Genomic DNA, 23639 nt, shown 5'->3' with positions numbered 1-23639 from the left:
GCTATGACGTTAGGAATATTGGCATGAGTGCTCTTTCTGTCCAGGGTCGGATCACCCTGATTGCCGGTTGTTGTTTGTTGGTTACCGCAGCCGCTCTGGTTGCTTCATCTCTTTACAATGCCAACAAGATGCAGGCGCAAGTGCGACAAGCAACAATGCACGAGGCGCAGCAATCGGCAGAAAACTGGATGAAAGCGATGGGAGCGGAGCAGGCTGCCAAGGTGACCAGTTATCTGGACGAGGCCTATTTCCGGGCTACTCTGCTTGCTGAAAATGTGCTGTTCCAGCGCAAGAATGCGGCCGACAACTTTGTTCACTCCGAGGCGCTACGTGGCGCTATCAACCAGCAGCTGCACGATGCCGCAGCCTCTTCCACCAATCTGCTCGGCGTTTACGCTGTGTTTGAACCCGATCAGCTGGACGGAGAGGACAGCAACTATCAGGGCTCCAGCGAGATTGGCTCCAATGACAAAGGGCGTTTCTCAACCTATTGGGCCTATGACAACGGCAAGCTGGTGCCTGAAGTGCAAAACGAGGATGTGCTGGCTGACGAAACACCGACCGCATCTGGCGGCGTTGAAAACGAGTGGTATCGTTGCAGCATTCGCACCAAGGCGCTCTGCCTGCTTGAACCATATCTGGATGACGTCGGCGATAAAAAGGTTCTGATCACGTCGGTGACCACCCCTTTGCTGGATAACGGCAACTTGCTGGGGATGGTTGGCGTCGATATCTCTTTGACTGCATTGCAGAATCTGGTTTCCACCATGGACAAGGAGCTCTATGACGGTAAAGGCAGGATCTTGCTGGTCAGTCATGAAGGGCGCGTGGCAGGTGCTGATCAATTCGATGTCACGCTGGGGCGAGCGCTGGATCAGAAGTATCAGGGGCTGGCTGCTGACCTGAAAGGGTGGCTCAATCAAGGGCAGGAGCTGAGCCGCTGGAGTAGCGACGGCTCCATACTGCAAACCTTTGTCCCCGTGACCATGCGTGGTACCGATCGCAAGTGGGGCATCTATATCGAATTGCCCCGAGCCGTGGTGCTCGCATCGGCCCAGCAGCTGCAAGAGGATCTCGCCAGTGAATCGAGCCGCAGCGTCGCCACCCAGCTCGGGATTGGCGCGCTTATCTCCTTGCTGGCCTTGAGCTTTATCTGGCTGATGGCCCGTCAAATCGTTGCCCCCATCCGTGCCGTGGTTGCCCGACTCAAGGATATTGCCACTGGTGAAGGGGACTTGACCCAGCGCATCGAAATCCATCGTCAGGACGAGATTGGCGAGCTGGCCAAGTGGTTCAACAGCTTCCTCAACAAGCTGCAATCGACCATCAGTCAGGTCATCGCCACGGTAGAAGGAACGCGTACCAGTGCTGAGCAGGCGGCTCACGTTGCCGAGCGCACCAGCAGCGGCATGCAGACCCAGTATCAGGAGGTCGATCTGGTCGCTACTGCCTTTGAAGAGCTCAGCGCAACGGCTCTGCAGGTTTCCGGCAACGCTTCCTCGGCGGTGGCTGCGGCCAATGAAACCGACGCGGCTGCCCAAGAGGGCAAATATGTGGTGGCCGATACCCAGGAGGCAATGCGCAAGCTGATGGCCATCATCAACAATGCCCTGCCGGTGGTTGAACGGCTCTCCGCCAACAGTGACAACATCAATGATATTCTCACCGTGATCCAGGGGATTGCGGAGCAGACCAACCTGCTGGCGCTCAATGCGGCCATCGAGGCTGCGCGAGCTGGTGAACAGGGTCGTGGTTTTGCCGTGGTGGCTGACGAGGTGCGCAATCTGGCGGGACGAACCCAGAATGCGATTGTCGAGATCCAGAAATTGATCAGCGAGTTGCAGTCCGGCACCGGGGCCGTGGTCAAGGCAATCCACGATGGTCATGGTCAGGCTGACCAGACGCTGGGCAAGGTCGATCTCTCGGTGCGGGTACTGGAGCAGATCATCCAATCGGTCTCCACCATCCACCAGATGAACGAGCAGATAGCACGGGCGGCGCAGGAGCAGAGCAGGGTAGCAGACGAGATCAACCGCAACGTCAGCAACATTCGCGATGTGAGCCACACCATCCGCGCCGAGGCTGCGACTTCCGCCGAAAATGGTCGCGAATTGTCGGCGCTGGCCGACAAGCAGCAGCAACTGGTGGGTCAGTTCAAGGTGTAGGGGAATGAAAAAAGGCGCCATCCGACAGGAGGCGCCAAACACATTCAGATGACAGACTGGGTCAAATCGATAAGATTTAAACCCCTCTTCCCGCAGAGGAAGAAACACAACACCACAATCACAGTCGAACGACTCACGAAAAACCCATGCAAACCAACATGTAGTAGAAAATGTGAGCCATATGGCGACTGATTGCTGGGCGAATTATGTTTATTCACTGGTCGACCCGCAACCGACAAATTATAATGCGCCCCATTAGAAAAACTCATCGTCGGCTGGTGTCATGTCTCGTCGTTTACCCCCGCTCAATGCCCTCAAGGCGTTCGAAGCTGCGGCTCGTCACTTAAGCTTTACCCGGGCTGCGGAAGAGCTGTTCGTTACCCAGGCTGCCATCAGTCATCAGATCAAGGCGCTGGAGGAGTATCTTGGCATCAAGCTGTTCCGCCGCAAGAACCGCTCCCTGCTGTTGACGGAAGAGGGGCAGGGCTACTTCCTCGATATCAAGGATATCTTTGCCTCCATCTCGGAAGCGACCGACAAGCTGCTGGCACGCAGCGCCAAAGGGGCGCTGACGGTGAGCCTGCAGCCGAGTTTTGCCATCCAGTGGCTGGTGCCGCGGCTGGTGAAGTTCAGCGAGCGCCATCCCGACATCGATGTGCGGATCAAGGCGGTCGATCTGGATGAAGGCTCACTGACCGATGATGTTGATGTGGCTATCTACTACGGCCGTGGCAACTGGCCGGGTCTGCGCTCGGACAAGCTTCACACCGAATACCTGATCCCCGTCTGCTCCCCCTTGCTGCTGACTGGCCCGAAGCCACTGCGCACTCCGCAGGATCTGACCTTGCACACCTTGTTGCACGACACTTCCCGCCGCGACTGGAAGGCGTGGTTCCGCCAGCTCGATATCGATGCGCCCAACGTCAATCAGGGCCCCATCTTCAGCCACTCCACCATGGTGATCCAGGCGGCGATCCACGGTCAGGGGGTGGCGCTTGGCCACAGCGTGCTGGCTCAGCCCGAGATTGAGGCTGGCCGCCTCATCTGTCCGTTCGAGCAGGTGCTGGTGAGCAAAAATGCCTTCTATCTGGTTTGTCAGGAGCAGCAGTCCGATCAGGGCAAGATCGTAGCCTTCCGCGACTGGATGCTGGAGCTGGTGGAGCAGGAAGAGGCCCGCCGCAGAGCGCGACTCGCCGATGCATGAGGTGATCCGTGAGGGGGCAGTTGATGCCCCCGTTCGCATTTTATTGGCACATGGTGCCGGCGCCGGAATGGAACACGCCTTTCTCGCCGAGCTGTCGCGTCTGCTGGCCGGGCCGGATATCGAGGTGGTGCGCTTCAACTTTCCCTATATGAGCAAGCGGGCTCAGGATGGCAAGTGTCGCCCGCCAGACCGGCAACCCGTCTTGCTTGCCCACTGGCGCGAGATGGTGCGGGAATTTGCCCATCCCCGGCTGTTTCTGGCTGGCAAGTCGATGGGAGGGCGGATGGCGGCCGAGATCAGTGACGAGATCTATTGCGAGATGAATGCTGCAGGTTTGCTCATTCTCGGGTATCCTTTCCACCCCCCGGCTCGGCCCGACCGCTGGCGGGGCGAGGTTCTCAAGCAGATCAAGACGCCGACCCTGCTGCTGCAAGGGGAGCGCGATACTTTCGGTTCTCGCGTCGAACTGGCCGATTTTCCTTTCTCATCCGCCGTATCGGTCCACTGGCTGACCGATGGTGATCATGGTTTCAAGCCGAGAAAGAGCAGTGGTCTTTGCGAGCAGGATAATCTGCAACAGTCCGCCAGCCGGATACGGCAATTCGTTGGTGTTGTGCCGGCGCCGGGTTGACGCGTCGGGGAATTACAGAAGGAGAGTCAGGATGAGTATCCATCGACACTGGCTGGTGCTGGCTGGTTTTTTCGGGCTGACGGCAACCATGCTGGGGGCTTACGGCGCCCACGGACTGGCCGCCACCGGCATTGCTCCCGAGCGTCTGGCGGCCTTTAATACCGCCGTGCAGTATCAGTTTTTTCACGCACTGGCCCTGTTGGTACTGGGTTGGTGCGGGGTGCGCAGCAAGGTGATTACCGTTGCCGGCACCGCATTTGTGCTGGGGATCCTGGGATTCTCCGGCAGTATTTACGCCATGGTGCTGCTTGGCAGCAAGGGGCTGGGGCTCATTACCCCGGCCGGTGGCCTCTGTTTTATGTTGGGATGGGCGGCTCTGATATGGGCTGGCTGTCGTCTTGGAGGAAAAAATGAATAATCTGCTGCTTTATTGCCGCCCCGGTTTTGAGAAAGAGGCGGCTGCAGAGATCACCGAGCGTGCCGGTAACATGCAGTGCTACGGTTTCGCCCGGGTCAAGGACGACAGTGGTTATGTGATATTCGAACTGTATGACGAGGAGCAGGCAGACCTGCTGGCTCGCAAGCTGCCATTCCGCGAGCTTATCTTTATCCGTCAGATGCTGGTGGTCACCCACGATCTGAAGGATCTGGATGTTGCGGATCGGATCACCCCCATCATCGACGCAGTTCGCGAATACACCATTTGTGGCGATTTGCGGGTCGAAACTGCTGACACCAACGAAGCGAAAGAGCTGTCGGCCTTCTGCCGCAAGTTCACCGTTCCGCTGCGTCAGGCGCTGCGCAACAACGAGATCCTGACCAAGAAGGAGACGCCGAACCGCCCGGTGTTCCACGCCTTCTTCATGGCCAATGATCACGTGCTGCTGGGTTACTCCTACTCCTTCAACAACTCCGGATTCCATATGGGGATCCCGCGTCTGCGCTTCCCGGCCGATGCGCCGAGCCGCTCCAGCCTCAAGCTGGAAGAGGCGTTTTACGTGTTCGTGCCGCGAGAAGAGTGGGATACGCGTCTCTGCTCCGGCCTGAAGGCGGTGGATCTGGGGGCCTGCCCGGGTGGTTGGACCTATCAGCTGGTGCGTCGTGGCATGATGGTGACGGCGGTCGACAACGGCATGATGGCGCAATCTCTGATGGATACCGGTCAGGTCAAACATGTGCGCGATGACGGCTTTGTCTGGCGTCCGAGCAAGAAGAACACCTACTGGCTGGTGTGTGACATGGTCGATAAACCGGCGCGGGTCGTTCACATGATTGCGGACTGGTTCCGGGAGAATGATTGCCAGGAGGCGATGTTCAACCTCAAGCTGCCGATGAAGAAGCGTTATGCCGAATCGGTGCACAATATCGAGGTATTGCGTGAGATGCTCAAGGAGATCGACAACGCGTTCGTGATCCAGGCCAAGCAGCTCTACCACGATCGTGAAGAGATCACCGTGCATGTCTACAACAAGTACTGGGTTTCCAAGCTGCAACCCAAGGCCTGATAGACAGGATGCACATCCGAGATAGTAAAAAGACCGGCGAGGAAACTCACCGGTCTTTTGCTATCTGGTTCTGGCTAGAAGCGATAATCGACGCGCAGGGAGGATTCGTCATTGGTGACCTTCAGCTCGATCTCGAGGGGAATGCTCTTGTCGACCGGATTGAGCTGCAGTTTTACTCCGTTGCCCCTCAGTTTTATCGCCGTATTCATGGTGCCGGTTCTGAATTTGACCTTGGGTTTGTAGCGCTCGAAAGAGAGGCTGACACTCTTTTCCGGGGTGAGATTGAGCTGCGGGTAGGAGGTTATCTGCTGGTTGCCGTAGTTATCGGTGGTGACTTCAATACCGAATGAGAGCGGTTTGGGAGCTTTGAGCAGATCGTTGGTATCCAGCGTAGAGCGCCACACTTCACGGCTGGTCAGCGCCTGCTGACGCGGGAGCATGGCCCCCGGATTGGTGCTGTTTTCCAATGCGACAGCCCGGTCAGTCAAGAGTAACAGCCCTGTCAAAAATACCATTCCGGTAGTACGCATCGGAGACCCTCCCTGTCACTTCTCCTATGAAAATAGACGGCAACAGACGGCTGGGTGAGGTTATTGTGAAGATAAAAAAGGGAGCCGAAGCTCCCTTTCAATATCAATGGATTAACTCATAACCGATCGATGATGGCCTGAGTAAATTCGCTGGTGGAGGCGCTACCACCCAGATCCCGGGTAACCCGATCACCGGATTCGATAGTGGCGCGTACCGCCTCACGGATCCGCTCTGCTTTATCCTGCATGCCGAGGTACTCCAGCATCTGGATGGAGGCGAGGATCACCGAGGTCGGGTTAGCGATATTCTTGCCTGCGATATCCGGCGCCGAGCCGTGCACCGCTTCGAAGATAGCTGCACCATCGCCGATGTTGGCACCCGGCGCCATGCCGAGACCGCCAACCAGACCGGCGCACAGGTCCGAGAGAATGTCGCCAAACAGGTTGGTGGTGACCATCACATCGAAGCGCTCCGGATACATCACCAGATTCATGCAGGCGGCATCGACGATCATCTCTTCGCTCTGGATATCCGGGTAGTGGCTGGCGATTTCACGAGCCACTTCGAGGAACAGGCCGGAGGTTGACTTGAGGATGTTGGCCTTGTGGATGATGGTGACCTTCTTGCGCCCTTCCTGACGGGCCAGCTCGAAGGCAAACTTGACGATGCGCTCGGCCCCCTCGCGGGTGATGATGCTCATCGCCTCGGCGCTCTTGTTGTCATCGCTGCGCTTCTGGCCAGCGCCCGAATACATCCCTTCGGTATTTTCGCGCACCGTGATGATGTCGATGTTTTCGTAACGGCTCTTGGTGCCTTTGAAGGAGATGACCGGACGCACGTTGGCGTAGAGGTTGAATTTCTTGCGCAGGGAGACGTTGATGGAGGTAAAACCGCCGCCAACCGGAGTGGTAAGCGGCCCTTTCAGGGTGACCTTGTTCTTCTCGATTAGATCCAGCGTTGCCTGTGGCAGCAGTTCGCCATGCTTTTCAAGGGCAACCAGACCCGCATCTGCATACTCATATTCGAAATCACAGCCTGCGTGGGTCAGGATCTGGATGGCTGATTCGATGATGCTGGGGCCAATGCCGTCGCCCGGGATAACGGTAATTGTTCTTTTGGACATGAGAGGGTTCCACTTCCAGGGTATAGGGGAGGATGGGGCTGCTTTATATCATTTACTTAGCAATCCAACCACATTCCTTTACATTCTACTCATTTTCATCAACGACGAGGGTGAGTCTCGTCATGGTTCGCGCCCTTGCCTGCATTTTTGTTCGGGCGTTATTCTGGCTGGGGTGGGTAACGGATATCCCGCAGGTTGAATCCCAGCGGAATATCCTGTTGCAACCGCACCAATCGCTGGGCCAGCAGCGCCTCTTCCCTGTGCTGACGCAGCTTGAGCAGCGCTTTCGCTGCCTCTTCCTGCTCGCTGGCAGCTAGCATGGTGGCCAGATCACCATACTGCAGCAGAAGTTGGGTTGCGGTCTTGGGGCCGATTCCCGGAACACCCTTGATGTTGGAGCCCCCGATACCGGTCAGCGCCCAGAAATCGACCAGTTGTGTCGGCGAAACCCCGTATTGCTGCTCGACAAAGGCGGCATCCAGCCAGCGCTTGTTGAAGTAGTCGCGGATCTGGATCTGCGGGCAGATAAGTTGGCAGAACCCCTTGTCAGTGGAGATGATGGTAGCCCTTGCCCCGTGTTGGGCAATGCCACAGGCCAGGGTGGCGATGAGATCGTCGGCTTCATCGGTTTCTGAAAGCAGGGCGTCGATGCCGCACTCCCAGAAGGCATCCTGCAGTGTACCCAGCCCTTCGCGCAGCTCCGGTGGCATGGGTGTGCGTCCCTCCTTGTAGGATGGATAGATCTCCTTGCGCCAGCTATGCACCTCGCCATCAAACACGGCAATGACATGGGTCGGTTCGCTATTGGCCAGCAACTTGCGGCAGGTATTGACGAGGTTGGCGCGGGTGGCGACCAGCGCTTGGGCAGGAGTCAGCGCCTGCTGTGATTGCACCGCATGCAGACGGCGGATGAGGTTGAGGGCATCGATGATAAGCAGGTGTGGCCTTGGGTTTGACATGGGGCACTCTTGGCAGTCGGAACGCCCCATTGTAACAAACCCGCGAGCCTGATGGGGGATTGATGGCCGTTGGCAGCTAGTGGCAAAAGAGAGGGGCGCATTGCGCCCCTCGATTTAACTGCTGTACCCGTCAGCGTACGATTTCGTAGCAAGGCACATACTGACTGCCGGGCAGCTTCATCCGCTGCTGCTTGACGAAGCTCTCCAGCAGCTTGTCCATCAGGTGCATCAGCTCCTTGTCGCCGTGCAGCTTGAAGGGGCCCTTCTTCTCGATGGCGCGAATGCCGCCCTCTTTCACGTTGCCCGCGACGATGCCGGAGAAGGCGCGACGCAGGTTGGCCGCCAGCAGCTGGGGGGGCTGGTTGCGGTGCAGATCCAGACTGGCCATGTTGGCGTGATCCGGCTCGAAGGGGAGCTGGAACTCCGGCTCAATCTTGAGCGACCAGTTGAAGGAGTAAGCATCGCCGACCGATTTGCGATATTCGCGAATTTTCGGCATCGCTTCTTTCATCACCCGCGCCACTTCCGGCGCATCGCCGACGATGATCCGGTAGAGGCGGGTAGCCGGTTCACCCAGGGTCGCCTTGACGAAGTCGTCGATGGCACGGAAGTAGTCCGAACTCTCTTTCGGGCCGGTCAGGATGATGGGCATCGGCTGGCGTTCGTTGGCCGGGTTCATCATGATGCCGAGCAGATAGAGCAGCTCTTCTGCCGTACCTACTCCGCCCGGGAAGATGATGATGCCGTGGCCGAGGCGTACGAAGGCTTCCAGTCGCTTCTCGATATCCGGCAGGATCACCAGCTCGTTGACGATGGGGTTGGGCGGCTCGGCCGCGATAATGGAGGGTTCGGTCAGGCCGATGTAACGGCCGTTGCGTACCCGCTGCTTGGCGTGGCCAACAGCAGCACCCTTCATCGGGCCTTCCATGGCGCCCGGGCCACAGCCGGTACAGATGTTGAGCTCGCGCAGACCCAGCTCGTTGCCGACTGCCCGGGTGTACTGGTATTCGATCTCGTTGATGGAGTGGCCGCCCCAGCAGACGATCAGGTTGGGATCGGCGCCTGGCTGGATCACCTTGGCATTGCGCAGGATGGCAAAGACCACGTTGGAGATGTGGGTCGAATTGGTCAGATTGACCTGACGGTTCGATTCGAGCTGGTTGGAGACATAAAGGATATCGCGCAGCACCGAGAAGAGGTGCTCCTGAATGCCGCGAATGATCTCGCCATCGACGAAGGCGTGCTCCGGCGCGTTGAACAGCTCGAGTTTGACCCCGCGCTCGCGCCGGATCACGTGAATATCAAACGATTTGAAACGCTCAAGTATCTCTTTGGAGCTATCGGTGTGGCTGCCAGAGTTGAGCACCGCCAGCGAACAGTTGCGAAACAGCTGATAGATATCGCTGGAGGCTGTCTGCTTGAGGCGATCGACCTCGAGCTGTGACAGCAAATCCATGCTGCCGACCGGATTTATATGCGTAATCATAGGGTTCCCCTTTACTCATCTTGTTATCGTTGTGCTTTTCCCTGGGGAGAAAAGGGGATGCCTTCTTGCATCCCCTGACTTCGATAGTAGTGGTAACTGAGGGGGGAGGGAAATAGGGGGACGACTGTTCGCTGTTTTTTTGACCGCCAGTCAGGCCAGAGTCACTTGATCCCGACCGGTATGCTTGGAGTGGTATAGCGCCTTGTCCGCCCGCTCGAACACATCGGACGGGTTATCCCCCTCCTTGAACAGGGTGGCACCGATGGAGATGGTGATCTCCACCTTGGCATCCCGAAAGCGGAACGGAATGCTCTTGATGGTCTGGCGCAATGTTTCAAGGGGCTTCTGGAACTTGTCCGGATTGATGTTGGGCAGCAGCACCACAAACTCCTCGCCGCCGAAACGGGCGATGAAGTCGGTGTCACGCAGTGCACTTTGCAGCGCCTTGGCAACCACTTTCAGCGCCTTGTCGCCCGCCATATGACCGTAGTTGTCATTGATGTTCTTGAAGTGGTCGATGTCGATAATGGCCATGCAGAGCGGCGTGCGGTAGCGCAGCCAACGTTTGTACTCCTGCTCCAGCCGTTCGTCGAGGGCGGCCCGGTTGTGCACCTGGGTCAGGCTGTCGAGGAACAGCTTGTGCTTCTGGATGGTGAGCCGCTTCTTGTACTCGGCAGTCTCCTCCTTCATCAACCTGAGCTTGGACTCCATGGTGGAGAGGCGGGTGAGCAGATGGCGCTCCCTTGCCGCCGTGTTTTCGCGCTCCTGCAACAGCTGGTTGATGGCGCCCATATGGCCGGAAATCGCCTCTTTAAGCGCATCGAGAGTGTTGTGGCTGGCCAGCGTCTGATCGATGGCCTGCAACTCGTTAACCAGCGCCTCGCGGGTCTCTTTGGTCTCGTTGTGCAGGGCGCGCCCTTCATCCAGCGACTCGGTAAAACCGACGTGAACGGCGGAAAGGCTTTCGTTGAGGGTGCTCAGGAAGGCGCGGGAAGCTTTGCGCTCCTCACGAGTGCCCTCGATGATGAGTTCGATCACCTGCAGGCTGGTTTCAGCCAGCAGAGCGGGGTTGATCCCGATCAGCAGCTGGCGGCGAATGTCACTCAGGCTCTCGCCGATGGAACCGGCAAAATCGAGCTCGGTGATGAGACGCTGCAACTCGTCGGCCAGACGGACATGCTCCTTGAGATCGAAGGCATCGTTTTCTGTTTGGGGCTCGCCGGGGTTCGCTTCACTCTCGGCTGCGGGTTGCTCCGGATTGACCTGCAGGGGTTGGCTTGGCAGCAGCTGGATCTTGATGGCTTGCTGGTAGAACTCCAGCAGCCGGATCACCTTCTTCTGATGGTCGGCAATGCCGTAACCGGCGGGACTGGCCAAAAACTCCTTGAGGGATTTGCGGGTCTCTTCCGGAAAGCCTTTGATGGTCTTGAGCTGCCTGGAGCCCAGATCGATAGCAGCCTGGGTCAGGGTCATCGACTCTTCGATGGCATTGCTGTGCTGCTGCAGCAGTTTTTCGATCGCCAGCAGATCGGCGTCAAGGGCGGTGAAAGCGGGATTATTATCCAGTTTCTGCTTGAGTTTGGCGAAGCGGTTGTCCAGCTCACGGTCGAAGCCACGGCAGGAGAGCATCAGCTTGTTGATAAACTGAATGCCGCGGGCACGCTCGGCATCGGAGAATGAGAGTACTCCGTCGAGTTCCAGCTGTTTCTGCTGAAGGGATTCCCTTAGCCTTGCCAATTGTCCTGCTACGGCAGCGATATCATTCATTATCAGGTCGCCCTGTTGTCATTATTGTTTTTCGTGTCAGATAGCAACAGTGACCGAACCCGTTATCGAGCCTCGTCTGTTATCTATTTTACGGTTGTGGGCCGGTGTCTTGCTTCCTTGCAAGCTGGTGCCAATTAACCCATTGCTTTTCATGAGAAGAATTGACTTTTACCAGTCCCTTGTCAATTGCCATCAGGGCGCATTGCCACACATCCCCATTAAAAAATGCTGCCTGTTGGCAATCGATGGCGGCGAGCTCCAGCCAGACGTTTTGCTGGTGTTTTTCACTGAGCTGAATGGCTCCCGACAGGGCGAGATAACAGAGGTCAAACAGGCCATGGTGATCAAGTGCGGTCGCCGCCTTCGGCAGGAAGGGGTGGCTGACGATGCCAAGGCTGACCCGGCGATCGATGGGGTAGTCGCAAGGGAAGGCGGCGATGGCGATCAGCAGATCGCCGGCCAGCTGGTGCAGATTGGCCACATGCCGCTGCGGCACCACATAGAGCAGGTGCCCTTCGCGCAAATCGTAGATGCGGCCATCCTGAGGAGTCAGGGTCTCGATATAGGCGCCAAAGGCCTGTTCAATCTCGCTGCTGGCCTGATAGCCGTGCTGCTCCCGCACATTGAGCAGGAAGGGAACCCGGAACAGCAAATAGTGCAGCTTGTCGTCAAATTCGCTGGTGGGCTCTTCGCTCAGATACCAGCGCTCCGATTTGAGCTGGCGTTTTGCCATCTCCCGCGGCCAGCGGTTCATCAGACGCTGCCAGTTGGCCAGTCCCGAGCGGGGCTCTATCAGCAGGGCTTCACCGGTGCGCTTGGCCTGCAGACGGGCGGTGCGCAGCTTGAGCCAGAGGGTAAAGAAGAGATAGATAAAAAGGGCGAGCAGCAGGCTGGTGGTGATGCTCGACCAGAGATAGCGCTCCTGCTGGTGCTGACTCTGGCTTAGCTGCTGCTCCAGCTCCTTGATGTGCTGCACCCGTTCGACGTGGACATAGTTGTCACGGATTGCAGCCTGCTCCTGGGCGATCTCCTGCTGGCGCACCTCCTCACCCAGTCGGTGGAAGCGCTTGTAGCTGTCGAGAGCCTGGCGCAGGAATCCTTTCTGTTCGTAGGCCAGCGAGAGCAGGCGGAACACTTCGTACTGGCGGCGGGTATCGCCGATCTGGTCGGCCAGTGCCCGGGCATTCTCCAGTTGCAGGATGGCGATGGCGGCTTCCTGCTTTTTCAGATAGAGCTCGCCGAGCAGCAGCAGGGTATCGATCAGCGGCTCTTTGGCATCATTCAGCTCATGGGACTGGCGTGCCGCATTGAGGTAGTTGCTGGCCAGCGAGAGGTTGCCGCTTTGCAGGTAGGTCTTGCCAATCTCGTACTTGAGCAGGGAGGACTGTGGCCGGTTGCTCCCTTCATCGATGAGGTCGAGGGCATTGAAGAAGTAGACCAGCGCCAGATTGAGGTCTCCCTGATCCCGGTTGAGGCGCGCCAGCACGATGAGCGAGTCGCACAGCAGGGAGGGATTGCCGATGGAGTGGAAGTAGTTGGCCGCTTCATTGGCATACTGGAGCGCTTTTTGGGGCTCCTGCTCTTGCTGGTAGAGCTTGACGATCTGGTTGGAGAGCAGGCCGAGGAACAGCGGATCGTTGAGATTTCTCGCCTGCTGCTGGGCATCGATATATTCACCAAGGGCCAGCTGGGGTTGCTGCAGGGCGCGGTAGAGGTCGCCACTGATGGCGCTGACCCAGGCGCTGGCCAGCGGATAACCGGCTTTCGCTGCCCAGTTGCGCGCTTCGGCCAGATGCACCTTGGCATCCTCGAGCTGCTGATTGTCAATGTCATAGCTGGTGCGTAGCAACCGGCTGTAGATCTGCAGCTGGCTCTGCTTGAGGTTGGGGGCAGTCAGCTGCTCCTCAAGCTCGCTCAGCAAGGGGCGACTGCTGCTCTGGTGGTCAGGCTTGAGCAACTGGCTGCGGATCTTGAGATAGAGGCCGTGCGCCTTGAGCTCTGGCAGATTCTCCTTGTCCGCCAGAACCATCGCCTTGTCGAGCGCCTGCTGGGTAGCCTGATACTGGCCCAGCTGCAACAGGCACTCCCCCTTGAGCAGATAGGCGCCGACGGACTGGGCGATAGTGCTGTAGTTCAGGATCGGCTCGCGATAGCCGAACTCCTGCCGGTTGCTGATGATCTGCTGGGGATTGTTGGCTGCGCGCGTCAGGAAGGCGGAGGTGATCTGGACGCATCTGGCGGGATCGGTCTGAACCAGCGACTGAGCCTGCTGGAGGTCGACAGAGAGCTGCTCCTTGTCCAGATCCAGATTCGGAGCGGACAGGGAGGACATCATCATGGCCAGAAAAAACAGTTGATTCATTGGATTAAGGACGGCACAGGGGTGAGGGCATGTTATCCAACGCCCCCCTGTGCGTCCAGAGTTTACTCATGCTTCCCCTGCAGATAAGAAGAGGGCGTCCAACCGACGCCCTCTCATTTCTATTGTCAGCCCGTTTTACTGACGGATCAGCCGCAGATTGGCGGGTACCGCCTCGAAATCGGAGCGGAACGGGTTGATGTCGAGGCCGCCGCGACGGGTATAGCGGGCATAGACGGTGAGCTGCTCCGGCTGGCAGTAGTGCTTGAGGTCGATGAAGATGCGCTCGATGCACTGCTCGTGGAACTCGTTGTGCTGGCGGAACGAGATGAGGTAGCGCAGCAGCTTCTCCCGATCGAGTTTCGGCCCCTTGTAGCGGATCACCACAGAGCCCCAGTCCGGCTGGCTGGTGACCAGACAGTTGGACTTGAGCAGGTGGCTGTGCAGGGTCTCCTCGACCAGCTCGCTGCTGGCGGCGCCCTGCAGCAGCTCGGCATCAAACTCGTAGTGGTCGACCTCGATATCCAGCTCGTCGATGCACTCGCCGGGCAGGGTAGCGATCTGGTGCGGGGCGCTAGCGAGCGGGAACAGGGTCACCTTGACCGGCTCGCCGGCGCAGGCGCCGAGATCTTGCTCCAGCAAGGCCGCCACCGCCTCAATGGAGTCGCAACGGGTCTGGTTGAAGGAGTTGAGGTAGAGCTTGAACGATTTGGACTCGATAAGATTCGGGCTGGTGGCCGGAATGGTCACTTCGCCCACGGCTACCATCGGCTTGCCCTTGCTGTTGAGCCAGGAGAGCTCATAGAGCGTCCAGACATCGCAACCGGTAAAGGGGAGGTCGTCACCGAGTTTCAGATCATCCCGGTTCAGGCTGCGGGGAACCGGTTGCAACAGGGAGGGGGTGTACTGGCTGATGTAGTCGGATTGCTGGCCCAGACTCAAGCCCTTGAGGGCGCTGGCGCCGGCGTATCTATCTTGTTTGCTCACAGGTTTGCTCACCTAATGTGTTCATCATGATTGGGAGGAAGCGGGCCATTGCATGGCCAGAGCGTGCTCGCAGCCTTGCCAGCGGGGATAACCCCGAGCTGCAACGGGGCGCTGGCAACCTTGTCTGTCACCCGGTTTGATGGTGCAATAGCGGACTTTGCCAGCAATTGTGGGGATTTTCGATGTCGGATCAAGTTTTGTCTGCCCTGAAGCACTTTTTTACCCGCTGGCAGCGTGACGGCGAGGCCAGACGAGGCTTGCCCCTGTGCCAGTGGGAATCGGATTGGCGCTCCCCCTGTCAGCTTGGCGAGCCGGTCGACGGCCAGATCAGCTGGCGCCCCTATCTACGCAGCGAACCCGGCGATTTCACCGCCATGAACGAGGCGCTGGAGTTGCAGCTTCATCCTGCTGCGACCACCCTGTTTGGCCACTGGTTCAGCCGACCTGTCCCCTGCCTCTTCAAGGGGCTGCGCCTTGAGTTGATCCTGCCGTGGAACGAGGCGGATCTCGACCTGCTCAAGGAGAACCTCATCGGCCACCTGCTGATGCTGCGCAAGCTCAAGCGTACTCCCTCCATCTTCCTTGCCACCACCCGCAACGAGATGACCCTCATCTCGCTGGATAACGAGAGCGGTCAGGTGTGGCTGGAGTGGCTCGACTCCGGCCGCCGGCTGCCGCTGGCCCCCTCGTTGCCGGCGTTTCTGGAGCGGCTGGAGACCCTGCCGCAATAGCGCCTGTTCGCGCCACAGTCGCTTGGCAGAACAGATTTCGAAACGAAATGTCGAAACGAATATCGCAACAAAAAGAGCCTTGCCACGCGGCAAGGCTCTTTTTTATTGGGTCACGGGCAGGGCGCGCTTAATCCTTGAAATCCCAGGAGAGGTTGGAGACCAGCCGGCAGCTGTCGCACTTGAAGTCGAAGATCTCGTGCAGCGGCGCTGCCAGCGCCCACTCGCTGCCACAGCTTGGGCAGGGGCGCGCCTTCTCCTCGGCCGCGCTCACGCCGCCCACCCGGTAGAGATAGTAGTAGGTGGGGATGCCGGTCAGCACCTCAAGCCGTTTGGCGAGATCGCTGCCACGCCGATAGAGACGACTGCCCACTTCCCCAATCTCGTGCAGCGCCGCATGTTCGGCGATGGAGCCGTTCATCTGCAGCTGGTCGCACGCCTCCCAATCCTCCTGCCACTTGATGATCTGTTTGTGATCGCCGTTGGCGATGCCCGGTACCTGATAGAGCGGGATGGGGGCGAAGTGGTCGCCGCAGCGCAGTGGCGAGCAGGTATGCAGGAAGCTGGTATAGAGCATCATCCAGCTTGGGCGCTCGCCCTGCTGGCCGCAAGGATCTGTGCTGTCGGAGAGCAGATCCGCCCCCTGCAGATGGAGTTTCGGCGCCAGCAGCCCCGCCTGATTGAGCTGCTGCTCGGCCAGTTTTACCTGCTCGCTCTGGTTGTCCGGGTGCAGGCTGTCCTGCTCCGGGCAGACTACCCGGCTGACGAAATAGCCCTCGTGCATGCTGGTGGGAAACTCGCGGCCGAGGATCTGGCCCTGATAGCGCAGCATGTCCAGATAGTTGACGATGGCCCGCTCGGCTTCACCGAGGGAGGTGTCGCGATAGCACTCAAAGCAGAGTTCGACGATATACATGGCTCAGTTTTTCCCCTGCTGGATGAGCAGGTCGGTCAGCCGATCCACTTTGCGCTCGAGACGATTGAGCTGTTCGGCAAGTTGCAGCAGGGTGGGCTCGGCAACGGGGGCGGGGGCTGCCTGCTCCTGGCTGGCAGCCTCCGGAGCGCCGGCGGGCTGCTGTTTCCACTGGCTCAGCACTTTCAGCAGCTCGGCCATGGCAACCGGCTGGCTCAGGCGAGCCTTGATCATGGCGGTGGTCGGGATGATCCCCTTGGCGGCCAGTTCGTTGGCGATACGGATGATCTCGTGGGCGGACATAAGCGTGCTCTGCTGAATGGATGGATGGGGGGCCGAAGTGGCTGGTCGGGGCGGGATCTTAACCAAAGCCCGCAGGGGATAAAAGGGGAGGGCTCAGCGGGGCTGGCGCAGCATCAGGTCGAGCTGGTCGATCGCCTCGCACCAGTCGGAGTCGTGCCACAGGGCATCGCGCAGAAAGCTGGCCTGAGCGGCGCTCCAGAACTGCGCTTCCGGCAGCAGGGTCTCGTTGTCGAGATGATGCTCATGGACGAAGCGATAGAGGCTCAGCTCGTCGTTGGCCATGCCCAGCTGGGCGAACAGGGCGGGCAAATCGTGGTGCAGGGGGTCCATCTCGTCTCTCCCTTGGCTAATCCCTGAGATTATAGACAGGCGGATTTTTTCCCCCCGCGGCGGGCTGGGGTTTCATCCTGATGGCGGAGGAGGCATTGCGCCGCTGATGACGAGGGTTGGAGAGGCGGGAGATGGCCCGGCTTGACCGCTATAAACAAAATTTATGGGTTTTAGGAAAATGACCCAGTTTTAGCTTATGCCGAGGAGGGCGCACAGCTGGCGGCATCCAGCATGCCGTTTGTGCTCATCAAAGGCATTCGTCCGATCTGTGTCATATGGCTTGCCGGCCCCGACCCGGGTTGGGAGGGGGATAAGCAGGCCGGGTAATGAAGCAAGGGGATGTCAAACCGTGGGAATGCGATGGGGCGGCAGCTCGACGCCGATAACGTGCAGGCCCTGCATCTTGAGGGTGCCCTGATAGTGGCTCTCGCCATCGCTGGAGAACTCGAACTGGTAGTGGGTGAGCAGCCTGAGCGGCTTGCCGGCCACTTCACGGCGGCTGCGGGCCAGCGACAGCAGTTGCAGGTCGTGGTGCTGGCAGTAGCGACGCATATATTGCCACGCCAGTTCGGCCTGACGGCGTTGCAGCCAGAACGCACCGGCTATCGCCATCAGCGCCAGAATTCCGAGCATCTCTCCCATAGGCAGCTTCCTTGTTGTCGGATCATTGTCAGAGTCGGCTGTCAGCCAGATAGCGGGAGCCTGTGGTCAGACTCCCTTGTTGTCCGGGCCGTGGCCAATGGGCCCGGCGGTGCCGCAGATCAGGCAGAGGCAAACAGGCGGCCAATCGCCTTGCCCAGCTCCTCGCTGCGCTCCGGGTCACGCAGTCTGGCCAGCATATCATTGCGCAGGGCCGGTAAAGTGACGAGCTCGGCAAAAACCTGATTGAAGAACTGGGTCGGTTGCAGGGCGAGCTGTTCCAGATAGTCGCCGAGCAGTCTGGCATCCTGCAGATCGGGCCAGAGCCGGCCTGCGATGGCGAGCAGCAGCGCCGGGCTTGGCTGGGTTTGCAGTAGGGTCAGCAGCTTGTTGGTGCGCAGTGCGCTGCCGGGGCAGGAGGCCATGGCGCGGCAGAGGTATGCCAGGGTCTCCGGGTTGGGGGCGGCACACTCCTGCTCCTTGCCGATCCGCTCGAGCAGGGCGCCTTGCACGGCCGGTGGCAAGGGGGCGCTCTCCAGACTCTGGCAGAGGGCGTAGAGCGGCTCTTGTGGCAACTTGGGCAGCGCCTTGCAGACCAGCGCCAGATTGCGCTCATCATGCAGCCGCTCCGCCAGATCGGCAAAACCCTGCAGCCCCAGCGTCTGCCAGCCGGTGTCGTTGGGGGCTGCCAGATAGTGGCAGAGCGCTTCGTAATAGGCAGACGGGGCCTGCTCCAGCTGGCGCGCCAGCTTGGCGTGCAGGCTCGCCATCTTGGCCTCGGCCGGGCGGAAGGTGTAGGGGTTGTCAGCCAGTCGCTTGGCTTTCTCCTCGTCGAGCTCGCCGGTCAGCTTGTAGCCCAGCGTCTCCACCACCTGATCCATGAAGTGCTTGGGGCCGCTCGAGATGAGCAGGCCGCGCTCGTCGAGGGCAAACTTGAGGAACCAGAGGTAGTGGCGCGACTCGCTCGGTTGGAAAAAGTGAACGCTGAGCCAGGCGTGCTGCTGCAGCGGCCAGGGGTAGGGCTCCTGCTGCTGTTCGATGCGCACAAAGGTGTCGCTGGCCAGCGGCCGCACCTGGCGGCCCATGTCAAACAGCTGGAACTGGGTGCCAGCCTGGGTCAGAAAGTCGGTCAGAGTATTGATGGCGGTCGGCGTCGCAGACATGGAGAGCTCCGGCTTGAATATGATGCGGGCCGATTATAAGGCCATGGCCACGGATAGCCAGCGTTGGCTCCGGCCCTGATGGCGAGTCTGCGGCGGGATCTCTGCATGGCAGCCGCTCGGGAGGAGGTGTATAGTATCGCCCTTTTTTACGGGCGGTTGGCTGCGAAGGCTGCCGCTCTGGCTGGCGTCTTGTTGTTGCCTTGCTCGGCAAGCGCGCGGCCATCCCGGATCAACCTGTGGTGATGAGGAAGTGCACGATATGAATCAATATTTGCTGGTCGCCGGCTTGCTGGGGGAACTCACGGCCGAGCTGCAGCGTCTCGAGCGCTGGCAGGCGGAGCATCCGGGCGAGGAGGCACTGGCCAGCACCCTGCCTTTTTGTGTCGATACCCTGAGCTTTGACCAGTGGTTGCAGTTCGTGCTGATCCCGCGCATGGAGCAGCTGGTGGTGATGCAGGCGCCGTTGCCGAGCAGCGTCTCCCTCTACCCCATGGCCAGCGAAGTCTATAAAGAGGAGCTGGCCGAGGTGGAGGCTCTGCTGCGGCTGATCGCCCGCTTCGACCTGCTGCTCTCCGGCAAAGTGGTCGAGCAATGATGGACGAGCAGAGTAAAGAAGAGAAAGCGCTGCTGCTCACCTTGCTCTATCAGGATGAGTGGCTGGTGGCGGTCAACAAGCCCTCCGGCCTGCTGGTGCATCGCAGCTGGCTCGACAAGGCCGAGACCCGCTTTGCCATGCAGATGACCCGGGATCTGATCGGCGGTCGCCATGTCTATCCGGTTCATCGCCTAGACCGGCCTACCTCAGGGGTGCTGCTGTTTGCCCTCGATCCGGCGGTGGCTCGTACCCTGACCGAGGCGTTTGCCAACCGTCAGGTGCACAAGGAGTATCTGGCGCTGGTACGCGGCTGGGCGCCCGAGCAGGGGGTGATCGACTACCCCCTCAAGGAGCAGCTGGACAAGATCGCCGATGCCATGAGCGACCCGGATCGGCCGGCGCAGGAGGCAGTCACCACCTTCCGCCGGCTGCATCGGGTCGAGCTGCCCCACGCGGTCTCCAAGAAACACCCCACCAGTCGCTACAGTCTGGTCAGATTGTTCCCGAAAACCGGCCGCAAGCATCAGCTGCGCCGCCATATGGATCATCTGTTCCACCCGATTGTGGGCGATACCACCCACGGCGATGGCCGCCATAACCGCTTCTTCCGCGAGCACTACGGCTGCGAGCGCCTGCTGCTGGTGGCCCGCACCCTGAGCTTTACCCACCCGATCCTCAAGGTTCCGATGCGGATCCAGGCGCCGCTTGGTCAGGATGTGCTGCGTCTGTTTGCCGAGTTGGGCTGGCCTGCCAGCGAGAGCGACTACTGATCCGCATCAGGTTGCATCTGGCGCCAGCTTGTCGATAAAGTGACTCATCATCCGACTGAAATGGCAGGGAGCAGGTGATGGCAGAGATCGATATCGTGGTGGGGAGCGTCTATGGTGCGGCCATGCTGGTGGCCGAGACGCTGGCAGATGAGCTGGCACGGCAAGGGCACAAGACAGCGCTTTATGAAGAGGCACGGCTGGAGGATATCGACCCCGGCCGTTTTTTATTGCTGGTCAGTGCCACCACGGGGCAGGGGGATATCCCTCCCAATCTGCAACCCTTTGCCACCGATCTGGCTGAGCGCGCACCCTGGCTCAAGGGGTTGCGGTACGCTCTGGTCGCCATGGGGGACAGCAGCTACGACCATTTTTGCGGCGCTGGCCGTCGGCTGGATAGTCAGTTGCAGGAGCTGGGGGCAACAGCGGTTGTCCCGCGCCTTGAACTGGATGCGACCCTGCACGATGAGCCGGAGCGGGTCGCTCTGGCCTGGCTAAAAAGCTGGCATATATAGCCGCAAAATGACGCGGTAATTTGCCTCATATAAGTCCCCTGTCCGGTTCGGCAGGGGATTATTATTTGTACGCCATTCTTCCCATGCCCATCAAATATCCGCACTGACAATAACGACATATTTCTCACTGACACCGTTTTCTTGTTTGTGCTGTTCCAAAAGGCAGCAAGACATATCAGGCAAATAAAAGTTCAATCATGAAAGCGATTTCAGTCATGTTTTTGCCAATGAGTGATCAAATATTCACTTTCATCTCGTCGCGAATTAATCAATGAGAGCGGTTTCAGGTTGATCTTGATCGCTTCATTTTTGACATAGTTGGTTAGTTATTGCTTTTTATTTGGATTTTTTGCGTCATTGGTGTGAGGCGATCGTTTGCCGAGCGATTTGTCGCCATTTTGTGAGTCGGTTCATATTTGTCGCGATATGCGCTCCCTATAATCGACCTCGGTTATCACCAGCAGGATTGCCCGGTGATAAATATTCAGGATCACACTCCTCACAGCGGGAAATAAGGAATATGACAATGAAAATGAAGTGGCTCCCGATTGCTGCAGCTGTTACTGCCGCCCTGGCTTCCCAAGCCGCCTTTGCCGTAGATTTCCACGGTTATATGCGTTCCGGTGTCGGTGTTTCCGATAACGGCGACATGCAGACCATCACTAAACAGAAAGTGGGTCGTCTTGGTAACGAGAACGAAACTTATGGTGAAGTTCAGTTGGGCCAAGAGGTTTACAACAAGAACAACCAGACTTTCTATGTTGACTCCATGTTTGCCATGACCTCTGGTCAGAAGCGTGACTGGGAAGGCGACGGCAAAGATGGTGATGCTACCTTCGCTCTGCGTCAGTTCAACGTGCAAGCCAAAAACCTGTTTGGTGGCAACGAAACCCTGTGGGCTGGTAAGCGTTACTATCAACGTCATGACATCCATATCTCCGATACCTACTACTGGGATGTATCCGGTGCCGGTGCTGGTGTAGAAAATATCGAAGCTGGTCCGGGCAAGCTCTCTGTTGCTGTTGTTCGTAACGATCCGTGGGACAAGTATGATGCGGGCGACAACACTAACACTCTGGATACCAATACTTTTGATATCCGTTATGCCGGTATCCCGCTCTGGACTGATGCCTCTCTGGAACTGGGTTATGACTTTGCCAAGAGCAACCCGACCGACCAGCAGAAGAAAAAGTATCCGGACCTGAAAGATGGCCACATGGTGACTGCTGAGCTGACCCAATCCATGCTGGGTGGTTTTAACAAGACTGTTGCTCAGTACTTCAAGGATGGTCTGGCTGCTCAAGGTGTTAACTACCAAGGTGGTTCAGGCAGTGGTCTGCAAGCCAACGGTGAAAGCGGCGATGGTTTCCGTCTGATCAACTGGGGTGTACTGCCGGTAGGTGACAAGGTCGAGTTTGGCCACCAGATCATCTACGCACAAGCCAACGGTCTGGAAGGTAGCAAGGATAAAGATCTGGATACCTTCTCCATCGTCGCTCGTCCGATGTACAAGTGGAACGACGTCATGAAGACCATCGTCGAAGTGGGTTACTTCAAGGATAACGAGAAGGCTAAAAACACTGCAGACAAGTCCACTGAAGGTAGCAAGTACACCATCGCACAGGCTTGGTCTGCTGGTTCCAGCTTCTGGGCTCGTCCGGAAATCCGTGTATTCGCCTCTTACGTGGATCAGGACGGTGCTTTCCGTGCTGACAGCAACGGCAAGGCACAAGACAATGCTTGGAACTTCGGTGTACAAGCCGAAGCTTGGTGGTAATCTCTCCATCACCTGATATCAAGTCGCCCCCGCTTGTCGGGGGCTCTTTTTTTCAAGATGGCGTGTAGGGTATGCAGATGAAATATAGCAAGGTAGCGTTGACGATTTTGTGTTCCACTCTGATGACGGCGTGTGCGTCTCTTGAGGCTACAGTGGCTCCCACCCAGGAGTACAAGAGTATCCTCGATAGCCGTGCCAGCGCACTGCAGCAACTCGGCACAGCCACAGTATGTTGCTCTAGTATCAGTGAGTTGCGGTATCAGCCGTTGGCCGCTGAGCAGAAAAAATTGATTGCCATTGATGGCAGCTCTCCAGCGTTCAACTTCCCGGAAGGCAAGAGCTATTACGCAGCGTTCAAGTTGCCGACCAATTCCGGCGATCTCAAAATTACCGTTGCAGGTCTGATCGACAAGACCCTGTTCAACCCCACCGTATTGATGCTGGACTCCCAGTTCAAACCGACTCGTACTATCGGTTCCGACATCATTACCTATAAGCCGGCCAGGCTGCTGGATGGTGATCGGGTAGAGGGCGTCTTTACCATTGACCGTTCCTATGTTGGCAACCCGAACAACGAAACCTACATGGTGATTTACACCACTCAGGCTACTTTGAGCCAAACCACCCAAGCGATGAGCCCCTCCAAGATGATGGCCAAGTCATTGAGTGTTCAGGATTATGGCGCCAAGGATCCGCTGATCCCTCACTCTGCCTGGGGTGTGGTTAGCGTTGATGTGGAAGACATGAGCTCCACCAAGCTGGGTGATAACTTCTACAAACCGGTTTACCAGGAAGCGATCAATGCCAACACACCGATCGTCGACCCTACCCCGAACAAGCTGGTTGTTCCTGCAGCAACAGCAGCTGCTGTTGCAACGAGTGCAGCTGTCCCTGCCAAACCTGCTCCTGCCATGCTGAGTGAAACCGAAGCCTTCTATCAATCCCAGATCGAGAAGGCGGTGAAAGTGGGCGATATCGACAAGGCGATGCAGCTGGTCAATGAAGCCGAACGTGCCGGTTCGACCAAAGCGAAACAGGTATTTGTCGATGCGGTGAAGCGCTCGCAAAAATAAGCTCAAGCAAATTTGAGTGATCACTATATTTATTAAGGCCTCCCTTGTTGGAGGCCTTTTTAATCGGTAGACTGAAATAATAGAGAACAAGCTTGTTACATTGAGTTACGCGCCGTTTC

General features: G+C 58.2%; 23 protein-coding genes. 11 read left to right on the top strand and 12 right to left on the bottom strand.

The window, feature by feature from the left end; genetic code table 11:
- The first annotated feature begins 23 nt into the window (after positions 1-23).
- The 5 genes from BS300_RS09110 (at position 24) to rlmM (ending at position 5505) form a co-directional block, all read left to right on the top strand.
- The gene (locus BS300_RS09110; protein ID WP_043849307.1) at positions 24-2165 is read left to right on the top strand and encodes a methyl-accepting chemotaxis protein; all 2142 of its coding nucleotides are present in this window, start codon (positions 24-26) and stop codon (positions 2163-2165) included.
- Positions 2166-2448: 283 nt separating this feature from the next.
- Positions 2449-3369 (top strand): transcriptional regulator GcvA, encoded by a 921-nt coding sequence (locus BS300_RS09105; protein ID WP_005338622.1) that lies wholly within the window; start codon positions 2449-2451, stop codon positions 3367-3369.
- Positions 3362-4000, top strand: coding sequence for an alpha/beta fold hydrolase (locus BS300_RS09100; protein ID WP_071912272.1), 639 nt, complete (start codon positions 3362-3364; stop codon positions 3998-4000). Before BS300_RS09105 ends, BS300_RS09100 begins: the two co-directional genes overlap by 8 nt.
- Positions 4001-4031: 31 nt before the next feature.
- The gene (locus tag BS300_RS09095; protein ID WP_041208057.1) at positions 4032-4418 is read left to right on the top strand and encodes a DUF423 domain-containing protein; all 387 of its coding nucleotides are present in this window, start codon (positions 4032-4034) and stop codon (positions 4416-4418) included.
- Entirely contained in the window at positions 4411-5505 is a 1095-nt protein-coding gene (rlmM, locus tag BS300_RS09090) for a 23S rRNA (cytidine(2498)-2'-O)-methyltransferase RlmM (protein ID WP_042030238.1), read from the top strand. The genes BS300_RS09095 and rlmM overlap by 8 nt, the downstream gene beginning before the upstream one ends.
- Before the next feature lie 74 nt (positions 5506-5579).
- On the opposite strand, the gene BS300_RS09085 is transcribed toward rlmM, so the two are convergent.
- The 7 genes from BS300_RS09085 to queF form a co-directional block, all read right to left on the bottom strand.
- Positions 5580-6035 (bottom strand): hypothetical protein, encoded by a 456-nt coding sequence (locus tag BS300_RS09085; RefSeq protein WP_225628279.1) that lies wholly within the window; start codon positions 6033-6035, stop codon positions 5580-5582.
- Positions 6036-6151: 116 nt separating this feature from the next.
- On the bottom strand, positions 6152-7159 hold the full coding sequence (locus tag BS300_RS09080) for an isocitrate dehydrogenase (RefSeq protein WP_033114232.1): 1008 nt from the start codon (positions 7157-7159) through the stop codon (positions 6152-6154).
- A gap of 158 nt (positions 7160-7317) precedes the next feature.
- Positions 7318-8118, bottom strand: a complete 801-nt coding sequence (gene xni / locus BS300_RS09075; RefSeq protein WP_071912270.1) for a flap endonuclease Xni — start codon at positions 8116-8118, stop codon at positions 7318-7320.
- A 130-nt stretch (positions 8119-8248) separates the two neighbouring features.
- A complete protein-coding gene (gene ppnN, locus BS300_RS09070; protein ID WP_071912268.1) occupies positions 8249-9604 on the bottom strand; it encodes a nucleotide 5'-monophosphate nucleosidase PpnN in 1356 nt (451 codons plus the stop codon).
- A gap of 150 nt (positions 9605-9754) precedes the next feature.
- Positions 9755-11371, bottom strand: coding sequence for a GGDEF domain-containing protein (locus tag BS300_RS09065; RefSeq protein ID WP_071912266.1), 1617 nt, complete (start codon positions 11369-11371; stop codon positions 9755-9757).
- 88 nt (positions 11372-11459) lie between these two features.
- A complete protein-coding gene (locus BS300_RS09060; protein ID WP_071912264.1) occupies positions 11460-13733 on the bottom strand; it encodes a hypothetical protein in 2274 nt (757 codons plus the stop codon).
- A 135-nt stretch (positions 13734-13868) separates the two neighbouring features.
- Positions 13869-14717 (bottom strand): NADPH-dependent 7-cyano-7-deazaguanine reductase QueF, encoded by an 849-nt coding sequence (gene queF / locus BS300_RS09055; protein WP_071912444.1) that lies wholly within the window; start codon positions 14715-14717, stop codon positions 13869-13871.
- Positions 14718-14899: 182 nt separating this feature from the next.
- Between queF and syd the strand changes: the two genes are divergently transcribed.
- The gene (syd, locus tag BS300_RS09050) at positions 14900-15448 is read left to right on the top strand and encodes a SecY-interacting protein (RefSeq protein WP_071912262.1); all 549 of its coding nucleotides are present in this window, start codon (positions 14900-14902) and stop codon (positions 15446-15448) included.
- Between the two features lie 127 nt (positions 15449-15575).
- Here the strand turns inward: syd and BS300_RS09045 are convergent, their stop codons facing one another.
- The 5 genes from BS300_RS09045 to BS300_RS09025 all read right to left on the bottom strand — a co-directional run bounded on the left by BS300_RS09045 (position 15576) and on the right by BS300_RS09025 (position 18793).
- Entirely contained in the window at positions 15576-16361 is a 786-nt protein-coding gene (locus BS300_RS09045; RefSeq protein WP_071912260.1) for a Zn-ribbon-containing protein, read from the bottom strand.
- A gap of 3 nt (positions 16362-16364) precedes the next feature.
- Positions 16365-16661: a DNA-binding protein gene (locus BS300_RS09040; protein WP_071912258.1), complete on the bottom strand. Its 297-nt coding sequence runs from the start codon at positions 16659-16661 to the stop codon at positions 16365-16367.
- Between the two features lie 93 nt (positions 16662-16754).
- Positions 16755-16991, bottom strand: a complete 237-nt coding sequence (locus BS300_RS09035) for a DUF2789 family protein (protein WP_043849317.1) — start codon at positions 16989-16991, stop codon at positions 16755-16757.
- A gap of 342 nt (positions 16992-17333) precedes the next feature.
- Positions 17334-17633, bottom strand: coding sequence for a DUF3301 domain-containing protein (locus BS300_RS09030; RefSeq protein ID WP_041208068.1), 300 nt, complete (start codon positions 17631-17633; stop codon positions 17334-17336).
- Between the two features lie 119 nt (positions 17634-17752).
- Positions 17753-18793 (bottom strand): DUF3549 family protein, encoded by a 1041-nt coding sequence (locus BS300_RS09025; RefSeq protein ID WP_071912256.1) that lies wholly within the window; start codon positions 18791-18793, stop codon positions 17753-17755.
- 259 nt (positions 18794-19052) lie between these two features.
- Between BS300_RS09025 and BS300_RS09020 the strand changes: the two genes are divergently transcribed.
- The 5 genes from BS300_RS09020 to BS300_RS09000 all read left to right on the top strand — a co-directional run bounded on the left by BS300_RS09020 (position 19053) and on the right by BS300_RS09000 (position 23520).
- A complete protein-coding gene (locus BS300_RS09020) occupies positions 19053-19388 on the top strand; it encodes a YqcC family protein (protein WP_033113715.1) in 336 nt (111 codons plus the stop codon).
- Entirely contained in the window at positions 19385-20158 is a 774-nt protein-coding gene (gene truC, locus BS300_RS09015; protein ID WP_071912254.1) for a tRNA pseudouridine(65) synthase TruC, read from the top strand. Before BS300_RS09020 ends, truC begins: the two co-directional genes overlap by 4 nt.
- Positions 20159-20235: 77 nt before the next feature.
- Positions 20236-20670, top strand: a complete 435-nt coding sequence (locus BS300_RS09010; protein ID WP_071912252.1) for a flavodoxin — start codon at positions 20236-20238, stop codon at positions 20668-20670.
- A gap of 526 nt (positions 20671-21196) precedes the next feature.
- Positions 21197-22447 (top strand): maltoporin, encoded by a 1251-nt coding sequence (locus BS300_RS09005; RefSeq protein WP_041208072.1) that lies wholly within the window; start codon positions 21197-21199, stop codon positions 22445-22447.
- Between the two features lie 77 nt (positions 22448-22524).
- Positions 22525-23520, top strand: coding sequence for a MalM family protein (locus BS300_RS09000; protein WP_143241749.1), 996 nt, complete (start codon positions 22525-22527; stop codon positions 23518-23520).
- Positions 23521-23639 lie beyond the last annotated feature (119 nt).

The organism is Aeromonas sp. SCS5 (assembly GCF_001887375.1).
Lineage (GTDB): Bacteria > Pseudomonadota > Gammaproteobacteria > Enterobacterales > Aeromonadaceae > Aeromonas > Aeromonas jandaei.
The sequence above is the reverse complement of the archived record's forward strand: the minus strand, read 5'-3'. Positions and strand labels throughout refer to the sequence as shown.

Excerpts from the sequence above, each read along its gene's own strand:
- syd (WP_071912262.1), top strand. The coding sequence starts at position 14,900 with ATGTCGGATCAAGTTTTGTCTGCCCTGAAGCACTTTTTTACCCGCTGG.
- BS300_RS09105 (WP_005338622.1), top strand. The coding sequence starts at position 2,449 with ATGTCTCGTCGTTTACCCCCGCTCAATGCCCTCAAGGCGTTCGAAGCT.
- BS300_RS09025 (WP_071912256.1), bottom strand. The coding sequence starts at position 18,793 with ATGTCTGCGACGCCGACCGCCATCAATACTCTGACCGACTTTCTGACC.
- BS300_RS09100 (WP_071912272.1), top strand. The coding sequence starts at position 3,362 with ATGCATGAGGTGATCCGTGAGGGGGCAGTTGATGCCCCCGTTCGCATT.
- BS300_RS09095 (WP_041208057.1), top strand. The coding sequence starts at position 4,032 with ATGAGTATCCATCGACACTGGCTGGTGCTGGCTGGTTTTTTCGGGCTG.
- truC (WP_071912254.1), top strand. The coding sequence starts at position 19,385 with ATGATGGACGAGCAGAGTAAAGAAGAGAAAGCGCTGCTGCTCACCTTG.
- BS300_RS09060 (WP_071912264.1), bottom strand. The coding sequence starts at position 13,733 with ATGAATCAACTGTTTTTTCTGGCCATGATGATGTCCTCCCTGTCCGCT.
- ppnN (WP_071912268.1), bottom strand. The coding sequence starts at position 9,604 with ATGATTACGCATATAAATCCGGTCGGCAGCATGGATTTGCTGTCACAG.
- BS300_RS09085 (WP_225628279.1), bottom strand. The coding sequence starts at position 6,035 with ATGCGTACTACCGGAATGGTATTTTTGACAGGGCTGTTACTCTTGACT.
- BS300_RS09000 (WP_143241749.1), top strand. The coding sequence starts at position 22,525 with ATGAAATATAGCAAGGTAGCGTTGACGATTTTGTGTTCCACTCTGATG.
- BS300_RS09035 (WP_043849317.1), bottom strand. The coding sequence starts at position 16,991 with ATGGACCCCCTGCACCACGATTTGCCCGCCCTGTTCGCCCAGCTGGGC.
- BS300_RS09030 (WP_041208068.1), bottom strand. The coding sequence starts at position 17,633 with ATGGGAGAGATGCTCGGAATTCTGGCGCTGATGGCGATAGCCGGTGCG.
- xni (WP_071912270.1), bottom strand. The coding sequence starts at position 8,118 with ATGTCAAACCCAAGGCCACACCTGCTTATCATCGATGCCCTCAACCTC.
- rlmM (WP_042030238.1), top strand. The coding sequence starts at position 4,411 with ATGAATAATCTGCTGCTTTATTGCCGCCCCGGTTTTGAGAAAGAGGCG.
- BS300_RS09065 (WP_071912266.1), bottom strand. The coding sequence starts at position 11,371 with ATGAATGATATCGCTGCCGTAGCAGGACAATTGGCAAGGCTAAGGGAA.
- BS300_RS09110 (WP_043849307.1), top strand. The coding sequence starts at position 24 with ATGAGTGCTCTTTCTGTCCAGGGTCGGATCACCCTGATTGCCGGTTGT.
- BS300_RS09010 (WP_071912252.1), top strand. The coding sequence starts at position 20,236 with ATGGCAGAGATCGATATCGTGGTGGGGAGCGTCTATGGTGCGGCCATG.
- BS300_RS09045 (WP_071912260.1), bottom strand. The coding sequence starts at position 16,361 with ATGTATATCGTCGAACTCTGCTTTGAGTGCTATCGCGACACCTCCCTC.
- BS300_RS09020 (WP_033113715.1), top strand. The coding sequence starts at position 19,053 with ATGAATCAATATTTGCTGGTCGCCGGCTTGCTGGGGGAACTCACGGCC.
- BS300_RS09005 (WP_041208072.1), top strand. The coding sequence starts at position 21,197 with ATGAAAATGAAGTGGCTCCCGATTGCTGCAGCTGTTACTGCCGCCCTG.
- BS300_RS09080 (WP_033114232.1), bottom strand. The coding sequence starts at position 7,159 with ATGTCCAAAAGAACAATTACCGTTATCCCGGGCGACGGCATTGGCCCC.
- BS300_RS09040 (WP_071912258.1), bottom strand. The coding sequence starts at position 16,661 with ATGTCCGCCCACGAGATCATCCGTATCGCCAACGAACTGGCCGCCAAG.